Origin of the sequence: Streptomyces sp. NPDC088910 (genome assembly GCF_044749865.1) — a bacterium.
GTDB lineage: Bacteria > Actinomycetota > Actinomycetes > Streptomycetales > Streptomycetaceae > Actinacidiphila.
In genome coordinates, this window is record NZ_JBIVIV010000001.1 from 199,164 (window position 1) to 214,541 (window position 15,378).

General features: G+C 69.9%; 12 protein-coding genes and 1 pseudogene. 8 read left to right on the top strand and 5 right to left on the bottom strand.

Annotated features, from left to right (window positions below; all coding sequences use genetic code 11):
• The first annotated feature begins 17 nt into the window (after positions 1-17).
• Both ACIP4Z_RS00840 and ACIP4Z_RS00845 read left to right on the top strand, forming a co-directional pair.
• Complete coding sequence (locus tag ACIP4Z_RS00840; protein WP_401303942.1) at positions 18-1,109, top strand: LacI family DNA-binding transcriptional regulator; 1,092 nt, start codon at positions 18-20, stop codon at positions 1,107-1,109.
• A gap of 37 nt (positions 1,110-1,146) precedes the next feature.
• Complete coding sequence (locus ACIP4Z_RS00845) at positions 1,147-2,043, top strand: phosphatase PAP2 family protein (RefSeq protein WP_401303945.1); 897 nt, start codon at positions 1,147-1,149, stop codon at positions 2,041-2,043.
• Here ACIP4Z_RS00845 and ACIP4Z_RS00850 read toward each other — a convergent pair.
• Positions 2,031-2,870, bottom strand: coding sequence for a thioesterase family protein (locus ACIP4Z_RS00850; RefSeq protein ID WP_401303948.1), 840 nt, complete (start codon positions 2,868-2,870; stop codon positions 2,031-2,033). The two genes, ACIP4Z_RS00845 and ACIP4Z_RS00850, sit on opposite strands and share 13 nt — an antisense overlap.
• 159 nt (positions 2,871-3,029) lie before the next feature.
• Between ACIP4Z_RS00850 and ACIP4Z_RS00855 the strand changes: the two genes are divergently transcribed.
• Positions 3,030-3,305 (top strand): winged helix-turn-helix transcriptional regulator, encoded by a 276-nt coding sequence (locus ACIP4Z_RS00855; RefSeq protein ID WP_391044258.1) that lies wholly within the window; start codon positions 3,030-3,032, stop codon positions 3,303-3,305.
• Between the two features lie 565 nt (positions 3,306-3,870).
• Here the strand turns inward: ACIP4Z_RS00855 and ACIP4Z_RS00860 are convergent.
• Positions 3,871-6,897: a bifunctional [glutamine synthetase] adenylyltransferase/[glutamine synthetase]-adenylyl-L-tyrosine phosphorylase gene (locus ACIP4Z_RS00860; protein ID WP_391043770.1), complete on the bottom strand. Its 3,027-nt coding sequence runs from the start codon at positions 6,895-6,897 to the stop codon at positions 3,871-3,873.
• A gap of 972 nt (positions 6,898-7,869) precedes the next feature.
• On the opposite strand from ACIP4Z_RS00860, the gene ACIP4Z_RS00865 reads away from it, so the two are divergent.
• From ACIP4Z_RS00865 to ACIP4Z_RS00875, 3 genes are read left to right on the top strand one after another with little or no spacing between them, the layout of a single operon-like run.
• Positions 7,870-8,754 (top strand): alkaline phosphatase family protein, encoded by an 885-nt coding sequence (locus tag ACIP4Z_RS00865; RefSeq protein ID WP_188279784.1) that lies wholly within the window; start codon positions 7,870-7,872, stop codon positions 8,752-8,754.
• A 3-nt stretch (positions 8,755-8,757) separates the two neighbouring features.
• Positions 8,758-10,080: an MFS transporter gene (locus tag ACIP4Z_RS00870; RefSeq protein ID WP_401303953.1), complete on the top strand. Its 1,323-nt coding sequence runs from the start codon at positions 8,758-8,760 to the stop codon at positions 10,078-10,080.
• Between the two features lie 20 nt (positions 10,081-10,100).
• Positions 10,101-11,120, top strand: coding sequence for a TolB family protein (locus ACIP4Z_RS00875; protein WP_401305001.1), 1,020 nt, complete (start codon positions 10,101-10,103; stop codon positions 11,118-11,120).
• Between the two features lie 44 nt (positions 11,121-11,164).
• Here the strand turns inward: ACIP4Z_RS00875 and ACIP4Z_RS00880 are convergent, their stop codons facing one another.
• Positions 11,165-11,548 (bottom strand): hypothetical protein, encoded by a 384-nt coding sequence (locus ACIP4Z_RS00880; protein WP_355334424.1) that lies wholly within the window; start codon positions 11,546-11,548, stop codon positions 11,165-11,167.
• 213 nt (positions 11,549-11,761) lie between these two features.
• Between ACIP4Z_RS00880 and ACIP4Z_RS00885 the strand changes: the two genes are divergently transcribed.
• Entirely contained in the window at positions 11,762-12,772 is a 1,011-nt protein-coding gene (locus ACIP4Z_RS00885; RefSeq protein ID WP_401303956.1) for an ArsR/SmtB family transcription factor, read from the top strand.
• Here ACIP4Z_RS00885 and ACIP4Z_RS00890 read toward each other — a convergent pair.
• Positions 12,732-12,818: pseudogene (locus ACIP4Z_RS00890) on the bottom strand (glutamine synthetase); the annotation flags it as partial. The gene ACIP4Z_RS00885 and the pseudogene ACIP4Z_RS00890 sit on opposite strands and share 41 nt — an antisense overlap.
• A gap of 896 nt (positions 12,819-13,714) precedes the next feature.
• Between ACIP4Z_RS00890 and ACIP4Z_RS00895 the strand changes: the two are divergent.
• On the top strand, positions 13,715-14,575 hold the full coding sequence (locus ACIP4Z_RS00895) for a TIR domain-containing protein (protein WP_401303959.1): 861 nt from the start codon (positions 13,715-13,717) through the stop codon (positions 14,573-14,575).
• A gap of 25 nt (positions 14,576-14,600) precedes the next feature.
• Here the strand turns inward: ACIP4Z_RS00895 and ACIP4Z_RS00900 are convergent, their stop codons facing one another.
• On the bottom strand, positions 14,601-15,302 hold the full coding sequence (locus ACIP4Z_RS00900) for a class I SAM-dependent methyltransferase (protein WP_401303962.1): 702 nt from the start codon (positions 15,300-15,302) through the stop codon (positions 14,601-14,603).
• Positions 15,303-15,378 lie beyond the last annotated feature (76 nt).

A 15,378-nucleotide genomic window follows, 5' to 3' on the forward strand; every position in this document is an offset into this window, starting at 1 on the left:
CCCTAGCATCCGGTGCTGTGACCGCGCGGCTCGCTGACATCGCAGCCCAGGCGGGGGTCAGTGAAGCGACGGTCAGCCGGGTACTCAACGGCAAACCCGGTGTCTCCACGACCACCCGTGAATCCGTACTGGCCGCGCTCGACCTCCTGGGGTACGAGCGGCCGGTCCGGCTGCGCCAGCGCAGCGCCGGACTGGTCGGGCTGATCACCCCCGAGCTGCTGAATCCGATCTTCCCCGCGTTCGCGCAGATCATCGGACAGGCGCTGACCCGCCAGGGGTACACCCCGGTGCTCGCCACCCAGACGCCCGGCGGGTCCACCGAGGACGAACTGGTGGAGATGCTGGTCGAGCGGGGGGTCGCCGGGATCATCTTCGTCTCCGGTCTGCACGCCGACTCGGCCGCCGACATGGAGCGCTACGCCAGGCTCCAGGGCCAGGGCGTGCCGTTCGTGCTGATCAACGGCTTCTCGGAGAAGGTCGACGCGCCGTTCGTGTCGCCGGACGACCGGGACGCGGTCCGGCTGGCCGTCACCCATCTCGCGGCGCTCGGCCACCGCAGGATCGGCCTGGCCGTCGGGCAGAAACGGTACGTCCCCGTACAGCGCAAGATCGAGGGCTTCACGGCGTCCATGGCGGACGTGCTGGGCATGGCGGAGGACGAGGCGCAGACACTGGTCCAGCACTCGCTGTACACGCTGGAGGGCGGTCAGGCGGCGGCCACGGCGCTGATCGCCTCGGGCTGCACCGCGATCGTCTGCGCGTCGGACATGATGGCGCTCGGCGCGATCCGGGCGGCCAGGCAGCAGGGCCTGTCGGTGCCGGAGGACGTCTCGGTGGTCGGTTACGACGACTCGCCGCTGATCGCCTTCACCGATCCGCCGCTGACCACCATCAGGCAGCCGGTCGCGGCGATGAGCCAGGCCGCGGTGAACGCGCTGCTGGAGGAGATCGGGGGCACGCCGGCGCCGCACAGCGAATTCGTCTTCCTGCCCGAGCTGGTCGTTCGAGGTTCAACAGCCGCCGCGCCGGCCGCGCGGAACACGCCCGTGCCCGCACAGAAACCCTCCTCAAGGGGGACGGGCGGCACGCAGGATTCGACCGAAGGCTGACCTGCGATACGGGGCGAATCTGGCAGACTGGTGTCCCATGGGGGAACCGACTGCGAAGACTATGGGCGGCCGTACGACCGCCTCGCCGCGCTCCACCGGTTCCACTCCCCCGGATGGAGCGACCGGCGTGGCCCGCACGGAGCCGCGCCACACCCTCATCAGGCGCATCCGCACACCCCGCAGACCCCGGCTCTGGTTCGAGATCCTGCTGATCGGCGTCAGTTACTGGGTGTACTCGCTGATCAGGAACGCGGTTCCGGAGCAGAAGGCCGTCGCCCTGCGACACGCCGCGTCGGTGTGGTCCTTCGAGAACCACCTCGGTCTGGCGATCGAACGGTCCGTCAACCACGCCGTGAATTCGGCGACCTGGCTGATCGTCATCATGAACTACTACTACGCCACGCTGCACTTCATCATCACCATCGGTGTGCTGGTGTGGCTCTACCGCCGCCATCCGGGGCGGTACGGCCCGGCCCGTCTGGTGCTCTTCGTGACCACCGCCATGGCCCTGGTCGGCTTCTACTTCTACCCGCTGGCGCCGCCCCGGCTGATGACGGGCGGCGGCTTCATCGACACCGTCGAGGTGCACCACACCTGGGGCTCGCTGTCCTCGGGCAATCTGGCGCATGTGTCGAACCAGTACGCGGCCATGCCGTCGATGCACATCGGCTGGTCCCTGTGGTGCGGGATCACCATCGCGATACTGGCCAAGCACACCTGGGCGAAGGCGCTGGGCGCGCTGTACCCGGTGTTCACCCTCACGGTCATCATCTCCACCGGCAACCACTTCTGGCTGGACGCGGTCGGCGGTGTGGTGTGCCTGGCGGTCGGTTACGGGATCTCGTACCTGGTCTACGGGCGCTGGCTGTACCGGATGCCGCGCCAGCCGGTGGACGCGGTGTCGGCCCGAGCGTCTGACCCTCAGACGGCGTGATGCGGCGCCACGTACAGCGTCTGGAGCGCGAAGCCGTGGTAACCGGCGGTGTCGGCGAGGCGGGTGCTGGTCGTACCCCCGCCCGCCCCGTCCAGGGCTGACACGGCGTCCAGTGCCACCCAGGGGCCGACCGGCGGACGCAGGAAGCTCAGCACGAGGTCGAGGTTGCTGAACAGGTGGGTGCGGAAGTCCAGCGCGGCGCTGAAGCCGCTGGCGCCGTCCGAGACGAGGACGGCCCGCTGGGTGCCGGAGGTCGTCTCGCCCGCGACGAGCGGGAACTTCGGGCGCACCCACACCGTGGCCGGTCCCGGCGTCGTGACGAATCCGGCGAGGTAGCGGTAGTCCATGGACGCGATCCAGCCATGGTCCAAGTGGCCGGGGAGCGGGTCGGCCGGGACGACGTCGTCGGGGTCCGGCAGCGGCGCGGCCTGGACGGGGACGTCCGGTACGAGGCCGGGTGAGCGGCGGCGCCACCAGGCGCGGGCCGACAGGACGACCCGGCCCTCGACGCTCAGCTCGCCCGCGAGGAGCTGGGCGCGCCTGCCGGGCTTGAGGACGGAGGCGCGGACGCGGACCGGGCCGACGGGGACGGGGCCGTGGAAGTCCATGGCGATTTTCGCGAGGTGGCCGTCGGGGTGGCCCTCGGAGTCGCTGTCGGAGTCGCCGTCCCGTGCCGTCGCCGCGATCAGGGCCTCGAACTCGCGGACCAGCAGCGCGCTGGGCGGGCCGCCGTGCTGGAGGTCGGGCGACCAGGGGCCCTGGGTGGCGTCCGTCGCCACGAAGGACCCGTCCGGGTCGGGCTCGTAGAAAGCGGTCGGCTCGCCCATCCCTGCTCCTCCGGCTCGTGTACGTTTCGCATTCCGTAACGCCTGGCACCACCGTATGATTTCGGAATCAGAAGCGTCAAGGAGGGTCGGATGGAGGGTGGCACCGGTGGCCCCCGGCCGGGCGGCGAGGTCCGTGGCTCGCGCACCGGGCGGCCCCTGATGGCCGCGCTCGATCTGCTGGGGCGGCGCTGGGCGCTGCGCATTCTCTGGGAGCTGCGGGACGGGCCGGTCGGCGCGCGTGACCTGCGTGAACGGTGCGACGCGATGTCGCCCAGCGTTCTTTATCAGCGGTTGCGGGAGTTGGCCGCGGCCGGGCTGCTCGCGCAGGGGGATCAGGGGCGTTACGGGCTTACGCCTCTCGGGGCGGGGCTGGCCGAGGCCATCGCGCCGTTGGATCACTGGTCTCGTACGTGGGCGGAGACGCTTTCCGACTAAGTGGGGTGTTCTTGCCCGCCCGCCCACCCGTGCGGGTGCTTTGTCGTCTGCGGGTGCCGCTTGTGCCTGGGTCGGTGCCGGTCCGGGGTACCTCCTCGAAATGCGGCTACCTGGTCGTGGGTATCCAGTGCCCTTCTTGTCACCGCATTTCTGCGGGGGCACCCCGGCCCGTCCCCTCCCGGTACGTCGGCGTCCGACGGTCCGGTGGGGGTGGCCGGGGTGGGTGGCAAGGACCGTGAGGGCGCCCCGAGCGTCCTCCGCCCGGGGGCTGGGCGGGTGGCACCCTCACACGGTCCGCGGGTGGACGGGTGTCCAAGACCGTGAGGGCGCCCCGCCGTTCCGCCCCCCTTCCCCACATCCGGGGGTGGAGGGGGTTGGGGGCGGAGGGGGAGGGGTGCGAAATGCTGCCGGATATTTGTGGCGCAGGAGAGGTCACCGGATAGGGAGTACCAGAAGCGCCGTAAATATACCGATTTCGAACCCCTCTCCCGCAGCCCCCGGCCCCCGACCCACGCACGACCCGAGCCCGCCCGACCCGAGCCGACCCGAGGCGGTCCGAGGCGGGCTACTCGTAGGCGTAGAAGAGGCGTTCGACGACGGCGCGGGCGCGGCGGGTGCGGCGGCGGTAGTCCTCCAGCATGTCGCCGACGTGGCCGGGCGGGTAGCCCAGGTAGCGGCCGACGGCGGCGAGTTCGCGGCCGTCGCTGGGGAAGGTGTCGCCGGGGCGGCCGCGGACGAGCATGACGGCGTTGCGGACGCGGGTGGCGAGAACCCAGGCGTCGTCGAGGACGGCGGCGTCCTCGGGGTCGATGAGCCCGGCCTCGCGGGCCGCGGCGAGGGCCGGGCGGGTGCCGGTGGTGCGCAGGGCGGGCAGCCGCCCCGCGTGCTGGAGCTGCACGAGCTGAATCGTCCACTCGACGTCGGACAGCCCGCCGCGCCCGAGCTTGGCGTGCGTCGTGGGGTCGGCGCCGCGCGGCAGCCGCTCGGTCTCCATCCGGGCCTTCAGGCGCCGTATCTCGCGGACCGCCTCTTCTTCGAGGCCGTTCTCCGGGTACCGCAGCGGGTCGACCAGGGCGGTGAACCGCGCCCCGAGATCCGCGTCGCCCGCGACCGGCAGGGCGCGCAGCAGCGCCTGGTTCTCCCAGATCAGCCCCCAGCGCCGGTAGTAGGCGGCGTACGACGCGAGGCTGCGGACCATGGGCCCGCTCTTGCCCTCGGGCCGCAGATCGGCGTCGACCAGCAGCGGCGGGTCCGCGGTGGGGATCTGGAGCAGGCGGCGCAGCTCGTCGGCGACGGCGAGCGCGGCGCGGGTGGCCTCGCCCTCGTCCGCGCCGTCGAGCGGTTCGTGGACGAAGAGCACGTCGGCGTCCGAGCCGTAGGCCAGCTCCCGGCCGCCGAAGCGGCCCATGCCGATGACGGCGAAACGGGTGGGCAGCGGGTGCGCGTCGTTGCCAGTGACGTGGTTGACGGCGGCGCGCAGCGCGCCCGCGAGCGTCGCGGCGGTGAGCCCGTAGATGGCGGTGCCGACGCGGTCGACCAGCGCGGCGGGGTCCGGCGGCTCGTCGGGCGTCTCCTCCTGGGCCTCCTCGTCGTCGCCGTAGGTGTCGATGAGGTCGGCGGCGGCGGTACGGAACAGCTCGCGGCGGCGTACTCCCCGTACCGAGGCGATGGCCTGCTCGGGGGTGTCGGCGCGGCCGACGGCGGCCAGCACCTCCTGCTCCAGGGCGGCGTGGTCGCGCGGCACGAGACCGTCGGCGGCGCCGAGCAGCGCGACCGCCTCGGGGGCGCGCATCAGCAGGTCGGGGGCGAGCCGCCCGGAGGAGAGCACGCGGGCCAGCCGCTGCGCCGCCGCGCCCTCGTCGCGCAGCAGCCGCAGGTACCAGGGGGTCTTGCCGAGCGCGTCGGAGACCTTGCGGAAGCCGAGCAGCCCGGCGTCGGGGTCGGCGGAGTCCGCGAACCAGCCGAGCAGCACCGGAAGCAGCGTGCGCTGGATGGCGGCCTTGCGGCTCACGCCGCTGGCCAGCGCCTCCAGGTGGCGGACGGCGGCGGCCGGGTCGGCGTATCCGAGCGCCTGGAGGCGCTGGCGGGCCGCGTCGGTGCTGAGCCGGGTCTCCTCGCCGCCGAGCTGGGCGACCGCGTCCAGCAGCGGCCGGTAGAACAGCTTCTCGTGCAGCCGCCGTACCTCCATGGCGTGCCGCTTCCACTCCCGGTTCAGCTCGGCGACCGGGTCGGCGCGGAAGCCCAGGCCGCGGCCGAGGCGGCGCAGTCCCGCCTGGTCGTCGGGGACGAGGTGGGTGCGGCGCATCTTCTGGAGCTGGATGCGGTGTTCCATCAGCCGCAGGAAGCGGTAGGCGTCGTCGAGCGCGGCGGCGTCGGTGCGGCCGACGTAGCCGCCCGCGGCGAGGTCGGCGAGCGCGGTCAGCGTGGTGCCGCTGCGCAGCGACGGATCGGTGCGGCCGTGCACGAGCTGGAGGAGCTGCACGGCGAATTCGACGTCGCGCAGGCCGCCGGGGCCGAGCTTCAGCTCGCGGTCGATCTGGGCGGCGGGGATGTTCTCCACGACGCGGCGGCGCATCTGCTGCACGTCGGTGACGAAGTTCTCGCGCTCGGCGGCCTGCCAGACCAGCGGGCGGATCGCGGCCAGGTACTCCTCGCCGAGCGCCTCGTCCCCGGCGACCGGCCTGGCCTTGAGCAGCGCCTGGAACTCCCAGGTCTTCGCCCACCGCCGGTAGTAGGCGAGGTGGCTGGAGAGCGTACGGACCAGCGGCCCGTTCTTGCCCTCGGGCCGCAGATTGGCGTCGACCGGCCAGATCGTGCCCTCGGCGGTGGTGTCGGAGCAGATCCGCATCATCCGGGCGGCCAGCCGGGTGGCGGCGCGTACGGCGGTGCCCTCCGCGTCCTCCTGGCCCGCCGTCTCCTCGGCCGGTTCCGCCACGTAGACGACGTCGACGTCGGAGACGTAGTTCAGCTCGTGGCCGCCGCACTTGCCCATGCCGATGACGGACAGCCGGCAGACGGCGGCGTCCTGCGGGCTCTCGGCTGCGGCTATCGCCAGCGCGGCGCGCAGGGTGGCGGTGGCGAGGTCGGCCAGTTCCGCGGCGGTACGCACCAGGTCGCTGGTGCCGCACACGTCGCGGGCGGCGATGCCGAGCAGGCAGCGGCGGTAGGCGACGCGCAGCGCGTCGGGGGTGTCGGCGCCCGAGAGGGCCCGGACGAAGTCGGCGACGCCCGGGTGCAGGTCGGCGGACTCGTACATCACCAGCGCGTGCCAGTGGGCGGGGTGCCGGGCGAGGTGGTCGCCGAGGGCCTCGGAGGCGCCGAGGATGCCCAGCAGGCGGTCGCGCAGCGGCTTCGCCGTCATGACGGTGTCCAGCAGCGTGCGCCGCTCCGCCGGGTCCAGCGCCTCCGTGAGGCGTACCAGGCTGATCAGCGCCTGGTCGGGGTCGGCCGTCGCGCCCAGCGCCTCCAGCAGCACCGGGTCCGTCCTGACCGTCGACAGCTCGGGCAGCTCCAGCAGCCGCTCGGCCGCCGCCGGGTCCGTGAAGCCGTGCCGCAGCAGCCGCGTGAACGTACTGCTCCGGCGTCCCTGCATCGGCCCTCCCGGCGGGTCATGTGGTGTGGCGGGGTGACGCTCGACTGGCTTGGTTTGGTTTGGCTTGGTTTGGCTTCGCGGTGGCGCGTGTCCCGTACCCCGGAACGGTCCCGCGCAAGCCCGGATCGATCAAGGCTTCGGTTTGAGCGTAACCCCCTGCGGGGGGCTCGGTAGCCGGAGTGCGGCCACCAGCCCACCCGACCCCGATCCCGCGCCCCGCACACGACCCCATCCACCGCCCCGCCCCAGCGCACAAGAGGCCCGCACGGGCGTGGACGCGACCAAGTCGTCCGAGCTGCCGCAAGCGGCCAAGGCAGGAGGCCCGCACGGCGCGGGCGCAACCGCACGACCCGCACGGTGAGGGCGCAACCGCATAGCTCGCACCGCGCTGCGCGCGCGCAGCACCGCCCCACCGACCGCGACACCCCGCCCGCACGGCCGGAGGCTCCCCGCGGCGCGGGCGGAACCGCACGGATCGCGTAGCGCCGCCCCAGCAACCGCACCACCCCGGCCTCCGACCCAAGGCCCCCGCCGTGCGGACGGAATCGCACGACCCGCACGCACGGCGCGCGCAGCGCCGCCCCGCCGACCGCGACACCCCACCTCCCGGCCGGAGGCCCCCGCGCCGCAGGCGCAACCGCACGACCCGCACCACGCGGCGCGCGCGCAGCGCCGACTCACCGACCACACCACCCCCCTCCCGGCCGGAGGCCCCGCACGGCGCGGGCGGAGATCACGGACTCGGCCGTGGGGCCCGGCACACGCGGGACGTGGCGCGTGGCGGCGGGGGTGCCCGGTGGGGGCTGGGGGCGCGGTGTCCCCGGCAGGAGAGTTGTGGGAGCCGGCGGCAGGCCGTACCTCGGTGTTCGCCTTCATTTCACCCGGCGCCCGCTCGCCCTGACGCGGCACGGCTCCTAAAATTTGTCATGTACAGCGGTTCCTCGTCCTTCCCCCCACTACCGGAGGTACGCCGTGCACGGCTGGACTCTGCCCCGCCGCAGCCGCACCGCTCTGTTGTCCGCAGTCGGCCTCGCCGCCGCGTCCGCCGGTCTGTGGACCGGTCTCGGCGGCTCGGCGCACGCGGCCGGTTCTGTGCCCACCCCCGACCACACCCTCGTGGTGGTCATGGAGAACCACGCGTACAGCCAGGTCATCGGCAGTTCGAGCGCGCCGTACATCAACTCGCTGGCCACCGGCGGCGCGAATCTCACGCAGAGCCACGCGATCACGCACCCGAGCCAGCCGAACTACTACGCGCTGTTCTCCGGGTCCACGCAGGGCGTGACGGACGACAGTTGCGTGAAGATCGGCTTCAGCTCGGCCGCGAATCTCGGCTCCGAGGTGATCGCCGCGGGCAAGACCTTCGGCAGTTACAACGAGACGCTGCCGAGCCAGGGTTCGACGACCTGCAAGAGCGGCAACTACGCGCAGAAGCACAACCCGTGGTTCGGCTTCGGCAATGTCCCGACGTCGACCGCGAAGACCTTCGCGCAGTTCCCGACGGACTACTCGACGCTGCCGCGGATGTCCTTCGTCGTACCGAATCTGTGCAGCGACATGCACGACTGCTCGGTGGCGACCGGCGACACCTGGATCAAGAACAACCTGGGCGCGTACGCAACGTGGGCGAAGACCCACAACAGCGTGCTGGTCGTGACCTTCGACGAGGACAACTCGCTGAGCGGCAACCGGATTCCGACCGTCTTCTACGGTCAGCCGGTCACCGCGGGCAGTTCGTCCGCGACCAACTACAACCACTACAACCTGCTGCGCACGCTGGAGGATCTGGCGGGTACCTCGGGGCACGCGGGCAACGCCGCGTCCGCCGCGGACATCACCGGCATCTGGACCAACTGACCGATGTACGTCAGCGAGAGCCGCGGCAGCACGCCCGCGACACCCGCACCGACGAGCGCGGCGGACAGCCCGACGACAGCGCCGACGACCGCCCGGGGCCCGCGTCCCGGGCGGTCGTCCGCGGTCACCTCGACGGTGCTCGCGCTCGGCGCGGTCAGCCTCATCACCGATGTGTCGTCGGAGATGGTCACCGCGGTGCTGCCGCTGTACCTGGTCACCGGGCTCGGGCTCTCCCCGCTCGGCTTCGGTCTGCTCGACGGCGTCTACAACGGATTCAGCGCGGTGGTACGGCTGGTCGGCGGTCATCTCGCCGACCGCGGCGGGCGGCACAAGGCGGTGGCCGCCTTCGGGTACGGGCTGTCCGCGCTGTGCAAGCCGCTGCTGCTGGCCGTGCACACGTTGCCGCTGATCGGCGCGGTGCTCGCCGTCGACCGCACCGGCAAGGGTCTGCGGACCGCGCCGCGCGACGCGCTCATCTCGCTGTCGGCGCCCCCGGAGTCGCGGGGCCGGGCGTTCGGTGTGCACCGCGCGATGGACACCACCGGGGCGCTTCTCGGGCCGCTGGCAGCCTTCCTGATCCTCCGTCAGGCGGCGGAAGGATACGACGCGGTCTTCACCGTCAGCTTCTGTGTGGCGGCGGTCGGCGTGGTCGTGCTGCTGCTGTTCGTGCCGTCGGGCGTACGGCGGTCAACTCCCGTGCCTGACAAGGACGTTGACCGGCCGTCCTTACGGGCCGCCGTGGGGCTGCTCGGGCGGCGGGAGCTGCGCGGGCTGGCGCTGTGCGCGGTGGCGCTCGGGCTCGCCACCGTCAGCGACTCCTTCGTCTATCTGCTGCTGCAACGCCGACTCGGCGTCCCCGACCGGTGGTTCGCGCTCCTCCCGCTGGGCACCGCCGCCGCCTTCCTGCTGCTCGCCGTGCCGCTGGGCCGCTGGGCGGACCGGGTCGGCCGCTGGCGGGTCTTCGTCGGCGGCCACTTCGCGCTGCTCCTGGCGTACGGGCTGCTCCTCGCCCACCTGCGGGCGGGCGTACTGCCGTACGCCGTAATGGCGTTGCACGGTGCCTTCTACGCCGCCACGGACGGCGTGCTGATGGCGGCCGCGGCCGGTTCCGTACCGGCGGCGCTGCGCTCCAGCGGGCTCGCGCTCGTACAGACCGGGCAGGCCGCCGCGCGCTTCTTCTGCTCCATAGCCTTCGGGGCGGCGTGGACCGCGTGGGGCGACCAATCCGCCCTGACGGGGGCCGCGTTGGCACTGACGGCGAGCGTCGCGCTGTCGGTCCGGCTGCGGCCGTCACGGACTCCCACGGCGCCGGAGGCGACGGCATGAGCGGGCGGGTCGAGGGCGGTATGAGCATGCGCAACCGGCTGCTGGTGCTGCTGGCCAGCATCACCGTGCTGGCGTGCGTGGCGGGGGTCGCGGTCTGGCGGGCCGCCGACCGGGCCGACCGGAAGAACCAGGTGCAGGCGGGCGGCCCCGCCGTCCGCGCCGGTACGGTCTCGCTGGCCGCCGGCGGCCCCCGTATCGTCTTCCGCTCCATGGCGTGGGGGCCGCACCGCGACGAGTTGGCCTCGGTGCCCGCCTCCGCGCCGACCGGGCCCCGCGTCGCGTCCGGCGTGAAGTGCCTGCGCTTCTACGCGGCGGGCGGCACCGGCATCTGCCTCCAGGCCAAGCGCGGCGCGGTCAACGACTCGTACGACGCAGTCGTCCTGGACTCGGCGCTGCGCGCCACCCGCCGTGTGCCGCTCGCGGGCATCCCGACCCGCGCCCGTGTCTCGCCCAGCGGGCGGATGGCCGCCTGGACCGTCTTCGTCGGCGGCGACTCGTACGCGGGCACCGACTTCTCCACCCGCACCTCGATCCTGGACACCCGCACCGGGACCCTCCAGTCGTCCCTCGAGGACTACGCCGTCACCCGCGACGGGCGCCGCGTGCGCGCCGCCGATATCAACTTCTGGGGCGTCACCTTCGCCGACGACCGGCACTTCTACGCCACGCTCGCCACCGGCGGCCACACCTACCTCGTGCGCGGCGACGTCGCCGCCCGTACCGTCACCACGCTGCGCACCAACGTCGAGTGCCCGTCGCTCTCCCCGGACGGCACCCGGATCGCCTTCAAGAAACGCGTGCCCGGCCTGCCCGCCGACGCCCCCTGGCGCCTCTACGTCCTCGACCTGGCCACCTCGCGCGAGTGGCCGCTGGCCGAGACCCGCAGCGTCGACGACCAGGCCGTGTGGTCCGACAACGCGACCGTCGTCTACTCCCTCCCCGGCGACTACGGCTCCGACCTGTACACCGCCCCCGCCGACGGCACCGGCGCCCCCCGCCTCCTCACCCCCTCGGCCCTGGCCCCCGCCTGGCTGCCCTGACCCCGGAGGTGACGTCCTCCGGGGCGGCCCCGCCTCGGGGGGCGTCAGCAGACGCGGACGGACTGTGCGGAGGAGAGGTCGCTGTCGGTGTAGCCGGGCGGGCGGCCCGAGTAGTCCTGGGCGACGCTGCCGATGGGGTTCTTGCCGTCGCGGCCGTAGTAGAAGGTGGTGCGCACCCCGCCGACCTGGTTGTTGTTGATCCAGGTGGCCTGCTCGTCGATGGCGATGTTGTGGACCGCGCAGGCGTTCCACGGGCCGAGCCAGTACCACGTATTGGTGTCCGTGTTGTGGATGTGCAGGCACATGTCGCCCACCGGGGGGAGGTTGCAGTCCACCGCCTGGGCGGGGGACGCGGCCACGAAGCCGACCGTGCCGGCGAGCAGCGCGCCGCTTACCGCGAGGGTGACCGTCCGCTTTCCGATACGCATACTCAAGGGCCTCCTTGTTCGCAGGAATTGACCGAATTCCGCACCCGGAGCCGTGCCGACGCATTGCCGTTCACGGTCGCGCGTAAACGCGCACCGATTCTCCGGGCAGCCCCAAGTAGACGCCGACGTTGGCCGGGATTGCCATTGATTGGATGAGGTTCCAATGTTTGGCTGGCGGTTCGGACGTCCGCCCGATCCGTCCGGGAAGGCATCATGCTGCGTCTGTCGCTGGGCCCGGCCGAGCTGGCCAGGACCCGGTTCGCCATCTCACCGATGGTCGAACTGTTCGGTGTCCTGTCCACCGCCATGAGGTCGTCCCGCCGCGGGGAACGGCTCGGCGCGCTGCCGCGGCTGCTGCACGACCGGCAGATGCCCCTGCTGGCGGGGTTCTTCCAGGGCGAGGTGTGGCTGCCGGATTTCATCAGCCCCGCGCCCGCGCGGTTCGCGCCCAGCCTGGATGACGAACTCCACCGGATAGCCACCCTCGCGCCGACCCGGCTGGTGCAGGAAATCACCGTGTTCACCACGGGCTTCGCCGGTCAGGGCTTTCCCGGAACCGAGCTGCCCGCGCCGGTCCTGAGCCAACTCGACCGGGGGGAAACCGCATTCGTCCAGAAAGCGGCTCAGGAACTTCACGCTTTGTGGAACCACACACTCGCAGCGCGCTGGCCGGTGATCCTCGGCCGCCTCGAAGCCGATATCAACGCCCGTTCCCAGCTCATGGCCCGGCAGGGAACCGGCGCGGTCCTGGATTCCCTGCATCCGGACACCGGTTGGCACGACGGCACACTGACCGTCCGCAGCCCGTTCCGCACCACGGTGCCGCACGCCCCGGCGGTCGTCATGATCCCCACCGTCACCGGGGACCTGACGCCGGGCCTCGACCCGATGTTCCAGCACGACACGATGCTCTGCTATCCGGTGCCCCGCGCTCCGTCAGGCCGCCGCGCCGCCCAGGGCGGCCACCCGGCGGCCGACGTCCTGGGGGCCACCCGGCACAGCCTGCTGCTGTCGCTGGGCCGCCCCCTCACCACCACGGAGCTGGCCGAGCTCCACCACCTGGACCCGTCGACCGTCTCCTACCACCTCACGCGCCTGCACCGGGCGGGTCTCCTCACCCGGACCCGCCACGGCCACCGCGTCTACTACCGCCGCACCCCGCAGGCCGAGCAGCTCCTCTCGGCTACAGGTTCGGGAGGTTCTTCCGCAGCTCGAAGGCGGTGACCTCGGAGCGGTACTCCTCCCACTCCTGCTTCTTGTTGCGCAGGAAGTTGTGCCTCATCTGCCTCACCTGCCTCTCTGTCGACCTCCCCCATTCTGACCTGCCCGGCCGTGGTCGCGCAGGGTCGTCGTTGGTTGATGCTGGCGGACGTCGCACGGCCCGCAGACGGCCCGACGAACAGACACTCGGTGCTGGGTGTGACCGCCGGTCCCGTGGGTGGATGCCCGGCGAGTCAACCGCGCCGAGATGCACCCCTTGGCTCGTTCTGTGCAGTTCTGCAAAAACACGCCCACGGCGCGCTTGGAGCGCTAGCCTTAATCGCCCACTCACTTCCAACACAAGCCCCCCAAGACCCGAACCTTCCAGGAGACAATATCATTGCGGCATTTGCAGCAGCCTGCGCCAGTCTAACCCTGGCAATATTAGCTTACGTTTTGAACATACGAAGCGAGGCATTGAAAGCAAAACACAGTGCCGAGTTAGAATGGACAACACTCCGGCTCCGCGAGTTGTACGGCCCGCTGTTTATTCTTTCAGAAGAGAATGAAAGGACTTGGGATAGATTCAAGAGCACACACCTTCCGGATAGCACATCAAGACTCCCTCTGGGTCAGCTCACGGAAATTGACAGCGAGCTTTGGAAAAGATGGGTGATCAATGTTTTTCTACCATCCGCCCAATTGATGCGGGACGCAATAATCAAGCACGGGGATCTCATTATTGAAGACACAGTCCCCGACGCCGTACTCAACTTTTGCTCGCACGTCGCCGCTTACGAGATGACGGTTGCAGAATGGGCTTCAGGTAACCTCGACAGCACCCCACTTGTGAAGCACCCAGGGGGCGATTTTGTGCATTACGTGAGGGACTCTTACAAGAATCTTAAACGAGCGCACGATGAGCTGCGGAGAACGTACTCTAACAGTCGACGAGGGTAAGAACAGATGAAAGTCTTTTTGAGCTGGTCGGGACAGCGATCTCAACAGGTGGCGGAAACGCTGAAATCCTGGCTCCCTGACGTCATTCAGGCAGTGGATCCATGGGTGTCCTCTCAAGACGTCTCCAAGGGAAGCAGGGCACTCTCGCACGTGGCCAGCAGCCTTGAGGGGGCGAACTTCGGCATCATATGCGTTACACCCGAGAATCAGGATTCCCAATGGTTGAACTTTGAAGCCGGGGCGCTTTCCAAACAGCTAGATAAGTCTTTTGTTTTTCCGTTTCTTGTCGACATAGGTGTGGCAGACTTGACGGGCCCACTATCTCAGTTTCAAGCGACAGACAGTACATCCCAGGAGGATGTACTGAAACTGTTGTCCGATATTAACACAGAGCTAGAATCGGGCCAGGTTTCCGAGGCTCGACTAAAAAGAGTATTTGAGAAAAGCTGGCAGGACCTGCATGGCGCGTTGCACGAAATCAGGAATTCAACCCCCGAAGGTAAGCCGCAACAGCGGTCTGCCCAAGACATGTTCAGCGAGCTAACAATTCTCATACGAAAGCAGGATCGCCGACTAAATGATCTCGCGGGATACATCCGTAGCGGCAATAGACCAGGTAGATGGCCCAGTGCTCCTGACTACCTGGCAGATCTGGCGGAGATTGAAAGCGATGAAATCAGTCGAATAATGCTCGACTACCACTTCACTCCGGACATGTACAGAGTAGCTAGGTCAATTGATGGCACGATCCATATCGTACTTTTAACACCAACTAACGATCACACTCTTAAGCAAATGCAACTACATTTAAAATCGCAAACAGGGAGGCGTTTCGATATCTCAATGCCGAGCAGCCCGAAGGAGTAGTCTAACTGCTGTAGCCCCAACAAAGTCATGAGGATGCCCGTCCGACCGCGAGTAGATGCGAGTTAGATGCATGCAGCTCAGGGTAGGACTCGGCCAGTCGTGCGGCTGCGAGGGCGGACGCAACCGAGTCTTCGCTCGGCATGGTGCCCAGCGCGTGCTGTTGCGCCTTGAGGAGCGACCACGCCGGGCCCTCAATGCCGAACACCTCGACACCTTTCAACCCTGCGTCCTTCAATTCCACTGCTAGTTCCTCGGCGCGGTGGAAGTAGGCGATGGTGAAGCCGCGCTTGCCATCGTAGGTGCCCGTTCTCAAGATTTCGGTGATGGACGCTTGCATCCGCTCAGTGTGCAAGTGGGCAAGGGCCGCGTGCTCGAAGAGCGACGCATAGCGGTTGATCGCGGCCGCGGCCACAAGACCTCCGGGGCGTACAACACGGCAGGCTTCCGCGAGCGCCGTATGCCGGTCGGCCGGGTCGGGCAGGTGGTACAGGGGGCCGAGCAACTGCACGACGTCATACGTTCCGTCGGCGGCCGGCAGGCTCCGCGCGTCGCCTTCCATGGCGGTGCAGACGGCGCTTGCCCGTTCAACGTGGCGGGGAACCGGGTCGATCAGGTCGACGTCGTAGCCGTCCTTCACCAGCCACCGGGCGTGAACCCCGGTACCGCCACCGACGTCGGTCGATCCGGCGGTGGTCTCGGTCGAGTCCGGCCTCGCGGACGTCGTCACGCTCCAGCGGCGGCGCCAGGCCCGAGTCTCGGCGCAGGACGAGGAGAGCCTTCCTCGACACTCTGTCCGAGTACCA